This window comes from Thalassobacillus hwangdonensis, from assembly GCF_042675915.1.
Taxonomy (GTDB): domain Bacteria; phylum Bacillota; class Bacilli; order Bacillales; family Halobacillaceae; genus Thalassobacillus_A; species Thalassobacillus_A hwangdonensis.
Map to the genome: position 1 here is coordinate 50230 of NZ_JBHTKL010000008.1, position 10806 is coordinate 61035.

14 protein-coding genes are annotated in these 10806 nt (G+C 45.1%); 12 read left to right on the top strand and 2 right to left on the bottom strand.

Annotated elements, in window-relative coordinates:
- The first annotated feature begins 12 nt into the window (after positions 1-12).
- From rplQ to ACFQ2J_RS18770, 9 genes are all read left to right on the top strand, one after another.
- The gene (rplQ, locus tag ACFQ2J_RS18730) at positions 13-372 is read left to right on the top strand and encodes a 50S ribosomal protein L17 (RefSeq protein WP_386064464.1); all 360 of its coding nucleotides are present in this window, start codon (positions 13-15) and stop codon (positions 370-372) included.
- A 190-nt stretch (positions 373-562) separates the two neighbouring features.
- Positions 563-1399 carry an energy-coupling factor ABC transporter ATP-binding protein gene (locus tag ACFQ2J_RS18735; protein WP_386064467.1) on the top strand — a complete coding sequence of 279 codons (837 nt, stop codon included), beginning with the start codon at positions 563-565 and terminating at the stop codon, positions 1397-1399.
- A complete protein-coding gene (locus ACFQ2J_RS18740) occupies positions 1375-2250 on the top strand; it encodes an energy-coupling factor ABC transporter ATP-binding protein (RefSeq protein WP_386064470.1) in 876 nt (291 codons plus the stop codon). The genes ACFQ2J_RS18735 and ACFQ2J_RS18740 overlap by 25 nt, the downstream gene beginning before the upstream one ends.
- Positions 2240-3040 (top strand): energy-coupling factor transporter transmembrane component T family protein, encoded by an 801-nt coding sequence (locus ACFQ2J_RS18745; RefSeq protein WP_386064472.1) that lies wholly within the window; start codon positions 2240-2242, stop codon positions 3038-3040. The genes ACFQ2J_RS18740 and ACFQ2J_RS18745 overlap by 11 nt, the downstream gene beginning before the upstream one ends.
- 15 nt (positions 3041-3055) lie before the next feature.
- Complete coding sequence (gene truA / locus ACFQ2J_RS18750; RefSeq protein ID WP_386064475.1) at positions 3056-3811, top strand: tRNA pseudouridine(38-40) synthase TruA; 756 nt, start codon at positions 3056-3058, stop codon at positions 3809-3811.
- Positions 3812-4002: 191 nt separating this feature from the next.
- Positions 4003-4440, top strand: coding sequence for a 50S ribosomal protein L13 (gene rplM, locus ACFQ2J_RS18755; RefSeq protein ID WP_386064478.1), 438 nt, complete (start codon positions 4003-4005; stop codon positions 4438-4440).
- Between the two features lie 19 nt (positions 4441-4459).
- Positions 4460-4852 (top strand): 30S ribosomal protein S9, encoded by a 393-nt coding sequence (gene rpsI / locus ACFQ2J_RS18760; RefSeq protein ID WP_386064481.1) that lies wholly within the window; start codon positions 4460-4462, stop codon positions 4850-4852.
- A 283-nt stretch (positions 4853-5135) separates the two neighbouring features.
- Positions 5136-5849, top strand: coding sequence for an N-acetylmuramoyl-L-alanine amidase CwlD (gene cwlD, locus ACFQ2J_RS18765; RefSeq protein WP_386064504.1), 714 nt, complete (start codon positions 5136-5138; stop codon positions 5847-5849).
- An 87-nt stretch (positions 5850-5936) separates the two neighbouring features.
- Positions 5937-6992 (top strand): Mrp/NBP35 family ATP-binding protein, encoded by a 1056-nt coding sequence (locus tag ACFQ2J_RS18770; protein ID WP_386064483.1) that lies wholly within the window; start codon positions 5937-5939, stop codon positions 6990-6992.
- A gap of 49 nt (positions 6993-7041) precedes the next feature.
- Here the strand turns inward: ACFQ2J_RS18770 and gerD are convergent, their stop codons facing one another.
- Positions 7042-7698: a spore germination lipoprotein GerD gene (gene gerD / locus ACFQ2J_RS18775; protein ID WP_386064486.1), complete on the bottom strand. Its 657-nt coding sequence runs from the start codon at positions 7696-7698 to the stop codon at positions 7042-7044.
- Positions 7699-7863: 165 nt separating this feature from the next.
- On the opposite strand from gerD, the gene ACFQ2J_RS18780 reads away from it, so the two are divergent.
- Complete coding sequence (locus tag ACFQ2J_RS18780; protein ID WP_386064489.1) at positions 7864-8538, top strand: KinB-signaling pathway activation protein; 675 nt, start codon at positions 7864-7866, stop codon at positions 8536-8538.
- A gap of 39 nt (positions 8539-8577) precedes the next feature.
- On the opposite strand, the gene pdaB is transcribed toward ACFQ2J_RS18780, so the two are convergent.
- Complete coding sequence (gene pdaB / locus ACFQ2J_RS18785) at positions 8578-9336, bottom strand: polysaccharide deacetylase family sporulation protein PdaB (RefSeq protein ID WP_386064494.1); 759 nt, start codon at positions 9334-9336, stop codon at positions 8578-8580.
- 106 nt (positions 9337-9442) lie between these two features.
- On the opposite strand from pdaB, the gene ACFQ2J_RS18790 reads away from it, so the two are divergent.
- Entirely contained in the window at positions 9443-9697 is a 255-nt protein-coding gene (locus ACFQ2J_RS18790; RefSeq protein ID WP_386064496.1) for a hypothetical protein, read from the top strand.
- Between the two features lie 51 nt (positions 9698-9748).
- Positions 9749-10408 carry a beta-phosphoglucomutase gene (pgmB, locus tag ACFQ2J_RS18795; protein ID WP_386064499.1) on the top strand — a complete coding sequence of 220 codons (660 nt, stop codon included), beginning with the start codon at positions 9749-9751 and terminating at the stop codon, positions 10406-10408.
- Positions 10409-10806 lie beyond the last annotated feature (398 nt).

Sequence of the window (10806 nt, forward strand, 5' to 3'; positions counted from 1 at the left end):
GAGGGAAAGTCCATGGCTAGAAAATTGGGTCGTACTACTGACCAACGCATGGCGTTGCTACGTAATCTTGCGACTGATCTAATCATTCATGAACGGATTGAAACGACTGAAGCTAAAGCGAAAGAGCTTCGTTCCGTCGTTGATAAAATGATCACACTTGGTAAGCGTGGCGATCTTCACGCTCGCCGTCAAGCAGAGTCATTCCTATACAATGCTTCTGCTGACGAAGAAGGAGATCAAACAGCACTTCAAAAGCTATTCTCTGACATCGCTCCACGTTACGAGGACCGTCAAGGTGGATACACTCGCGTGTTGAAGCTAGGCGCTCGTAAAGGTGATGGCGCAGAAATGGCAATCATTGAACTAGTTTAATGATCGGATCTAGTGCAAAAGGGCAGGACGGAATCTCAACAAGAGGTCAGTTCCAGCCCTTTTTTTGTACTTTAGGAGAATAGAATTCGGAATAGATTCCGGGAAATAGAGAGCAGGGATGTCGATTCATAATTGATTCGACATTATTCCCTGGGAAATAGTGCAGAGCTGAGTAGAGGGGGAGCAGGAAATGGAGCATTTCATCGAATTCAAGAATGTGTCATTTCGTTACAGTGAGGATCAACCCTGGGTCCTGGATGATGTCAGCTTTAAAGTGAAAGCGAATGAATGGCTGGCGATCATCGGGCATAATGGTTCAGGTAAATCCACCATTGCCAAATTGATGAACGGTCTCCTGATCCCACAGCAAGGAGAAATACTTGTGAGTGGAATGCAGGTCAACGAGTCGACAATATGGGAAATCCGAAGACTGGTCGGAATGGTTTTTCAAAATCCTGATAACCAGTTCGTTGGAACGACGGTGAAGGATGACGTAGCATTCGGCATGGAGAACCATGGGTTCCCGAGAGAAGAAATGGTCGAACGGATCCAGGAGAGCTTGGATGCGGTCGGCATGACAGATTATGCCGGACATGAACCCCACCGTTTGTCAGGGGGACAAAAGCAGCGAGTAGCCATTGCCAGTGTGATGGCGGTATCTCCAAAGCTGATCATTTTGGATGAAGCGACAGCAATGCTGGATCCAAAAGGTCGGAAAGAGATTATGAATACCGTCCGCAATGTACAACAGCAGCGTGATTTGTCTATGATTACAATCACCCACGACTTGCATGAGGTCGTCAGGGCAGAGCGTGTCATCGTGATGAATAAAGGGAAGGTTTGGCTCGAAGGGGAGCCACGTAAGATCTTTGAAAAGAAAGAAGCACTGAGAGAGATTGGCCTGGATACTCCATTCATTACTAAACTGACTTCTGAGTTAAGAAACGAAGGTTTAGATATTCAGCGTGAGCCACTTAATCACCAGGAGTTACTGGAGGAATTATGGACATTGCATTCAAAAATGTAAGTTTTACGTACCAACCTAATACTCCCTTTGAACATCATGCGCTGAACGATCTGAATTTCGAGGCGAAGTCAGGCTCTTTCGTTGCAGTCATCGGTCATACAGGTTCAGGTAAATCGACGTTGATCCAGCATTTGAATGGGTTGTTGAACCCGACAGAAGGTGTTGTGAGTATCGGCGGATACCGGTTGGTCGCCGGTGAGAAGACAAAGGATATTCGCAGTCTTCGGGAAAAGGTAGGCGTAGTCTTTCAATATCCTGAACACCAATTATTTGAAGAAACAGTAGCAAAAGATATCGCCTTCGGTCCGATGAATTTCGGCGTCGGTCAAGACGACATCCAACAGCGCACTCGAGAGGTGCTGACTGCTGTCAATCTACCTGAGGAAGTGCTCGAACGATCCCCGTTTGATCTGAGTGGTGGTCAGATGCGCCGAGTAGCTATAGCTGGCGTGCTTGCGATGGAACCTGAAGTGCTTGTATTGGACGAGCCGACAGCAGGTCTTGATCCAAGGGGCCAACGAGAAATAATGGAAATGTTTTACAAGATGCATCAGGAGAAAAAGCTTACCACATTCCTTGTTACACACAGCATGGAGGACGCGCTTAGATACGCGGATCATATCCTCATAATGAACCAGGGGGAGATTCATATGGAAGGGACCCCTGAGGAAATTTTTGAAGATGGAGCTCCACTGAAGGACGTACAGCTCGATTTACCTGAAGTGGTACAATTCCTGAAGGCGATCGAAGATAGATTTGATGTGAAGATCCCTTATCGACACCAGACGATAGCACAATTAGCAAAGGAATTGACTGCGATGGTGCAAGGGGGCCGATCAAATGAGCAGTAACATGATCATCGGCCAGTATGTGCCGGGATACTCAGTCATTCACCGAATTGATCCACGGACTAAAATAAGCATCATTTTCTTTTTCGTCATTATCGTATTCTTTGCTAATTCTGTTATGAGTTATGGTGCACTAACGGTATTTGCTGTCGGTGCTGCTATTGCCACACGAATCCCGGCGCCTTATATTATCAAAGGGTTGAAACCAGTATGGTTCCTCGTAGTCTTCACGTTCCTGCTCCACCTTTTCATTACGAAGGAAGGAGACGTGTTGTTCACGATCTTTTCCTATGATTTTTACACAGGTGGTCTCATACAGGGACTGGCCATATCGTTGAGGTTCTTCCTCTTGATTCTCGTCACTTCGATGTTGACGCTGACTACGACACCGATTGAAATTACGGATGCGATTGAAGCGTTATTAGGACCACTGAAAAAAGTGAAATTCCCAGTACATGAGCTTGCGCTGATGATGTCCATTTCACTGCGATTCATTCCAACCTTGATGCAGGAAACGGAAAAAATCTCGAAAGCGCAGGCTTCAAGAGGCGTTGACTTTCGAACTGGTCCAATCAAGGAGCGGATCAAAGCAATTGTCCCGCTATTGGTTCCGCTATTCGTAAGTGCATTCAAACGTGCGGAAGATTTGGCGATGGCGATGGAAGCGCGTGGATACCAGGGCGGTGAAGGAAGAACGAAGCTGCGTGAACTGAAAGTCGGCCGAGTGGATTACTTCGGCGCTGCGGTATTTGCTCTGATTACACTCGTCATGTTTTTAACCCGTACGTATTAAAATGGAGGTCTGGCTATGCAACGTATGAAATGTATCATTCAATATGACGGTACTGCCTTTGCAGGTTACCAGGTACAGCCGGATCAACGCACTGTACAATCCAAGCTTGAAGCAGCACTTACACAAATGCATAAAGGAAAAGAAGTGAAAGTGGTTGCTTCTGGCAGAACCGACGCAGGCGTCCATGCGAAGGGGCAGGTGGTTCATTTTGACACCTCCCTGGACATTCCCCTTGAAGGGTGGAAAAAGGGCCTTAAATCGCTTCTACCGCCGGATATAGGGGTACTGGAGGTCCAATCTGCCTCTGAGAGCTTTCATGCCAGGTATGACACGGTCGGTAAAGAATATCGGTATGTCATCCTGAACCAGCCAGACCCTGATATTTTCAAAAGGAATTATGCATTTCATGTTCGTGAAGAACTCAATGTCGAAGCAATGCGAGAGGCTTGCCGCTACCTGGAAGGCGAGCACGATTTCACCTCGTTCTGTTCCGCTCGTACAGAGGTGAAGGGCGATAAAGTACGGACGATCATGAAAGCCGATGTACAAAGGCTTGGAAGTGAGCTGACATTTACGTTCAGAGGAAGCGGCTTCCTTTATAACATGGTACGGATCCTCGTCGGCACTTTGGTGGAAATCGGTAAAGGGGAGCGGGACCCCGTGGATATTCCATCGATTATCGACGCAAGGAACCGTGCCGCAGCCGGCAAAACGGCACCACCTCAAGGGCTGTTTTTGTGGGAAGTGCACTACCCTCAACCCGAAATGTAGATTATTTTGAAAAAAAGTTAAAAAACAACGAATCCAGGTGTAACATTCGCTTGACATAGGGGAGTGAAGTGTTATAAGATATTCTATGGCATTTTATTTCTATACCACGATTAGCCCCGGAAAGTTAATCGTATTGAGATAAAACTTAAAAGCTCTGTGAAATATAAGAACAATTCAGGAGGGAAACCGACATGCGCACAACTTTCATGGCTAATGATAGTAATGTTGAACGCAAATGGTACGTTGTGGATGCTGAAGGACAAACACTTGGTCGTCTATCAAGTGAAGTTGCTTCTATCCTTCGTGGTAAGCATAAACCAACTTATACACCGCACGTTGATACTGGAGATCATGTGATCATCGTCAACGCTGAGAAAATTCATCTGACAGGTAAGAAGCTTAACGATAAAATTTACTACCGTCACTCTAACCACCCTGGCGGTCTGAAACAGCGTACGGCTAACGAAATGCGCACTAAATACCCTGAGCAAATGCTAGAACTAGCAATCAAGGGTATGCTGCCAAAAGGAAGCCTAGGACGTAAAATGGGCAAGAAGCTTCATGTATATGCTGGCCCAGAACACAAAAACCAAGCACAAAAACCAGAAGTTTACGAACTTCGCGGTTAATCCAAGGAGGTAATGAAGAGTGGCACAAGTACAATACTACGGTACTGGACGTCGTAAAAGCTCAACAGCACGTGTACGCCTTGTCCCTGGCAGCGGCCGTGTTGTGATCAATAATCGTGATGCTGAAGATTATTTCCCATATGAAACACTTCGTGTTATCTTGAAACAGCCTCTAGCTGTTACAGAAACAGAAGGTAACTACGATGTATATGTAAACGTTGATGGTGGAGGATTCACAGGTCAAGCAGGAGCTGTCCGTCACGGAATCGCTCGTGCGCTTCTAGAAGCAGACCCTGAATACCGTACTACACTTAAGCGTGAAGGACTTCTAACGCGTGACGCTCGTGCTAAAGAACGTAAGAAATACGGTCTTAAAGGCGCTCGTCGTGCACCACAGTTCTCTAAGCGTTAATTTTATCAACACAACCAAAGTCTCTGGCCTTTATGGCTGGAGGCTTTTTTGTTTTGGCGAGGGTGCGAGGGCGGTTCCGGCGACTTTTCAGGGTTTCCAGCGAGTTTTAGAATTTACCGGCGAGTTCGCACAGCTTTCCAGCGCCATTTCAAATTATCCGGCGACTACACAAATTTACCGGCGACTGCTCACACCTAACCATTCATCCGCTTCAAAAATTTCATAATTCCCTGCCTTGTCCCATATAGTGAAAGGAGACTATCTTGAGAGGGTGGGAGACGTGATCCATCGTCTGAAAATCATTACTTGGTTGTGTGGTTTGACGATACTGGTTTTTCTTGTGGCATATCCAATCCAGGAAGCGAAGGACACCTGGCAGTCATGGTCGCTTCCATTAGCAGGGAAAGTGATTGTGCTTGATCCTGGGCACGGAGGTCCTGACGGGGGTGCTGTCGGATCGGACGAGACGCTTGAGAAGGATATTGCGTTGCAAGTATCGGATTACTTGCGTGACTATCTGCAGGAAGCAGGCGCATTAGTATATATGACGCGTGAAGAGGATGTTGATCTGGCTGCAGAAGGAACGAGTGGACTGGCCCGGCGAAAATCGGAAGATATCAGAGCCAGGGTAGCATTTATCAAAGATAAGGATCCGGACTTTTTCTTAAGCATGCACTTGAATGCCATTCCTTCTTCCAAATGGCATGGAGCGCAGACGTTTTATTACCCGGAACTTGAAGGAAGTAAGCACTTGGCAAGCTTCATTCAATCGGAAATCAAGCGGAACCTTGAGAATACGGAACGATCTGCAATGGCGATCAATGGAATCTATGTGTTGAAACACGCAGATACACCTGGAGCTCTTGTCGAGATCGGATTCCTTTCGAACCCGCATGAACGCGATCTGCTGAAGTCAGATACCTATCAGCGGAAAATGGCTGCATCCATCTATGAAGGTATCTTAAGGTACACGACAGAAGGGGAGTATCCTGAATAAGGAACCACCCTGGTGCAAATCACTTAGAAAGCGTTTCAAATATGTTATACTTGCAGGGAATGATCATTTATAAGGATGGTGACTCCCGTGTTAACGAATGAAGAGGTAATTAAACTACTTCAGCCGATCGAAGATCCGTTTTTACATAAAACGTTAGAAGAAACCGGTGGAGTGGAAGAGATAAAGATCAAAGAAGAGAAGAATCATGTCAGTGTGAAGATTGCGGTGGCTAAGACGAATACCGCTGAACAGATGCAGCTTCAGCAGGAAATCGTCAATGTTCTGAAAGGTGCAGGAGCGGCTACGGTCGGTTTGCGATTCACCCAACTTCCTGATGAAGTGATTCAGAAGTATGAACAGACTGCCAAGAAAGCGGAAGAGGCGAAGCTGTTAGGTGGACAAACAGATACGACCTTCATTTCCGTTGCAAGTGGTAAAGGTGGCGTAGGGAAATCTACGGTCACCGTCAACCTGGCAATCGCCCTTTCCCGTCTAGGGAAAAAAGTAGGTATCATTGATGCGGACATCTATGGATTTAGTGTTCCCGATATGATGGGAGTAGAAGAACGCCCGGTTGTGCGTGGGGAAAAGATCATTCCGGTCGAGCGATTCGGAGTGAAAGTCATTTCCATGGGCTTCTTTGTGGAAGATAATTCCCCGATCATTTGGCGTGGCCCAATGCTTGGAAAAATGTTGACGAGCTTTTTCAAGGAAGTAGAGTGGGGCGAGCTCGACTATCTATTGCTTGATTTACCTCCAGGAACAGGAGATGTTGCACTGGATGTCCATGCAATGCTTCCTACATCGAAGGAAATCATCGTTACGACACCTCACCCTACGGCTGCTTTCGTAGCGGCTCGTGCAGGGCAGATGGCGCTTAAGACAGACCACGATATCCTCGGTGTTGTTGAAAATATGGCGTTCTTCGAAAGTAAACTTACTGGAGAAAAAGAATTCGTCTTCGGAAGAGGTGGAGGAGCTAAGCTAGCGGATCAATTGCAGACAGAAGTGCTTGGTCAGCTGCCGCTTCAGCAGCCATTTGAGGAAGAGGAAGTTTTCGCTCCATCCGTTTACCAGGAAGACCACCCGACTGGGAAAGTGTTCCGCAATATTGCAGCAAAAGTCATTGATAAAACATCATAAAAAAATGCGCGGCTGGTTGTCAGCCGCGCATTTTTATTTAAGGCTGTTCTTATTGCTCTGAACTTCCGGATTGGGATTCTCCTTGTTCATCTTCACCAGAACCACCACCGCCACCTTCTCCTCCGCCTTTCTTGCCTTCTTCTTTCTGTTGCCCCTCACCAGCTTTCATCTGCTCAGCGGCTTTCAGTAAAGTTTGGGTCATTTCAGCTTTGAATAGAGGGCTGTTCAATGTTTCCTGGATCGTCTTCTGCAAATGCTCTTTGAACTTCTGCCCTTGCAGGACCGAGGTAAGCTGTTCCATCATTTCAGGGTTATTGTAAAGCTCCATCATCGACTTCTGATATTCAGGGTCTTCCATCAGACCTTTCATCAGTTCTTCCTGTTGTTTTTTCATCGATTCACCAAAAGCCTGGACGAATTTTGGATCAGAGAACATCTTCTCCCAGAATGCCTTCCCTTCTTCAGAAGAGAGTGCTTTATTGACGGCTTCATTGACAGCTTTGGAATCCAATGCCATCGCCTGCTGCATCTTTTCATCCGCTAACACTTCGGTCATCGCTTTTTTTCCATCATCGGTTTTCAATATATCGACCATCATTTTTTTCGTTTCTTCATAGTCGGCTTGTTCTCCACCTGAAGAATTACCTGCACAGGCAACCAGGGACACAATCAACAAACCGATCAACATGTTTCGTAGCATGGACATAGGTATGTCCCCTTTCTTTCTCTATTACTACTTAATATGGTGAACAATGTGAAAAATATGCGCCTCATCTAGGAAAAAGCGTGGAGGTCATGATAAAATACGGAAGGGAAATCATTTACAAAATGCGAGCCGAATCGCATCTTTTAAAACATAGGGGGAACGATCGTGACGAGTCGTAAATGGGTACGGTTATTTTTGACGACACTGTTGTTAGGTGGAGGACTCACTCTGCTTGTCAGTTTCGTCGTTAAAAGTGAATCATATGCGGATGTATTGAATCCATTCAACTTCCTTGAGTTGATTGGTGTCATTTTATTTTTTGCAGGACTAGGTTTCATATTCAGTGTCATCAGTCAAATGGGCTTTTTCGCTTATTTGACCGTGCATCAGTTCGGAATGGGGTTATTCCGAAGCTTGTGGCCAGGTGTGCAGGTTTTCCTTATCGCTTTTGCTTTATTCGACCTTGTGTATTTCCGTTACAGAGCAGCGGATGAAGGTGTCAGTATTTGGCCTTACATTTGGACAGCAGTTGCTTTACTTGCTGTAGGCATCATCATCGCGGCAATCAAAGCGAAGGAAACCAACAAGAAAGCTTTCATTCCAGCGCTGTTCTTCATGGTGGTCGTTACTGCTGTGGAGTGGGTTCCGGCACTGCAAGCGGATGGATTGGATTATGTGTGGCTGATGATTATTCCATTACTAACCTGTAATGCCTATCAGCTTCTGCTATTGCATCGTCTGACAGGTACACCAGAAAAATCGGTGAACGAACCAGCCGAACAACCACCTAAGATCAATAAGCAAAAAAAGAAAAACCGTAAAAAAAACCGAAGAAAATAAAAAATGAGGAAGCCCAGCAATGTGAGGCTTCCTCATTTTTTATTTTATTTCTTTTGCATTTGCTTCTGTCCCAGCCACAAGATCTGAAATTCGAACAAGTTTCAGGCCTTTCTTTTTCAAGGCAGGGAGAATCGTATCCAGAGCTTTAGGTGTCTGCTTAACAGAGTCAGAAGCGTGGAGCAGGATGATATCTCCTTTCGAGCTTTCTTTCATTACATCGTCGATGATCTTCTCTGTACCAGGATTTTTCCAATCGTTCGGATTGACACTCCACTGGACGACATCAAATCCCTGTTTATCTGCAATCGTCAATACTTCCTTGTTGAAATGTCCATGTGGCGGTCTGAGGAGGTGAATCTCCTCATAACCAAGCTTGCCGAAAATTTCTTTCGCATAGTTCAGGTCTTTTCGAACTTGCTCCGGCTCTTTCTCCAAGTAACTGATATACCGATATCCCATCATGCCGATTTCGTGTTCACCTTCGCTAATCTTATCCAAGAGATCCGGATGGCGCTCTGCCCATTCCCCGCTCACAAAAAAAGTCGCTTTCACTTCATGTTTCTTTAATTGCTCAAGGATCTGGTGGACCTTTTCTGTCCCCCAGCTGATGTTGAATGTAACAGCTACTGCCGATGCTTTATCATCCCCTCTGCTGAGAGCCTGTGGACCATTGTCTGTTGAAAATACAGATAAAGGATTCATTTGCCCAAACCATAAAAACAATGCACAGAAAAATGCGAGTAGAATGATGATGCCGTAGCGCTTGATTTTTTTCATATGCCACACAAAAAAGTGCATGGAACACCCCTACTTTCCAGATGGACTTGATACAGTCTATGTACAAGGGTGACGAGCTATGCCGGATAGGCGGGAGTTTTTCATAATAAAGAAATAAGTGGGAATAATGGTAATACAACAGTACAGTGAGGTGATTGTCGTGTTAGGGTTATTGATGAGTGAAATGGAAAAAGATGAAATCGAATACCTATTACGAAGAGAGCTGGAAGAACTGCTCCTCGATCTTGGAGACCATAGGATTGACCATATGGTTAAACGGGCAATGCAGGAGAGGTATGGAGTTTTATTTCAATTGTTCAAAAAAGTCGCTTCACATAAAGACTGTATAAAGTATATGCCCCGAAAGAGAATACAACGCTGAAGGAAATGTGATATATTCAACGTAGTATTTGCTTTATAGGGAGTGGGGAGCATGCAACAACTGAAGGGGATTATTTTTGACTTGGACGGAGTCATTACAGATACTGCTGAATATCATTATCTAGCCTGGAAGCAGTTAGCGGAAGATCTGGGAATTCCATTTGATCGAACGTTCAATGAAAAACTTAAGGGCATCAGCAGAATGGAATCATTGGAAATCATACTTGAAGAAGGCAACATCACTTTATCTGAAGAGGAAAAACAGCGACAGGCCGCTCAAAAGAACGAGCATTATAAGACAATGATTGAAAAAATCACACCCGATGATCTACTTCCGGGAGTCAAATCGTTCATGGAAGAGGCGAAAGCTGCCGGGTTAAAAACAGCTTTGGCATCGGCCAGTAAAAACGCACAAGCAGTCATCGAGCGTTTAGAAGTCACCCATTTGCTGGATAGCGTAGTAGATGCAGCTACCGTGAAACAAGGGAAACCTCATCCGGAAGTATTCTTAAGAGCAGCTGAACAAATCGGATTGAACGCCTCAGAATGTGTCGGAGTGGAAGATGCGCAGGCGGGTGTCAAAGCGATCAAAGCTGCAGACATGTTCGCAGTAGGAGTAGGAGATCCTGTATCCCTTCAAGAAGCGGATTGGGTCATTCAGGATACGAAGCTTTTGACTCTGGACGCATTGAAGGAAAAGTTGAACAAGTAACGGTTGATATAAAAACAGCAGCTGTCGGATCAATGATCTAACAGCTGCTTTTAATTTTTTATAAGAAAATCTCCAATAGTTATTGACTTAAGAAAAAAATCTATGCTATATTAGTTTCTGTTGTCGGGGAACAACGACATCAACAAACAGAAAACATTAATTGGATTTAAAGTTTTTTTGTTGAAAGATGTTGACTTTGAAACCCAGACATGATAAATTAATTCTTGTCGCTAAAAACGACAGAAACACAATTTGATCTTTGAAAACTGAACGAACCAACCAGTACGTCAATTACGTTTCTTCATTATATGAGGCAACGACAACAAGCACTTTCGAGTGCATTTTTATGAGCTAATCAACTCAACTTTTATGGAGAGTTTGATCCTGGCTCAGGACGA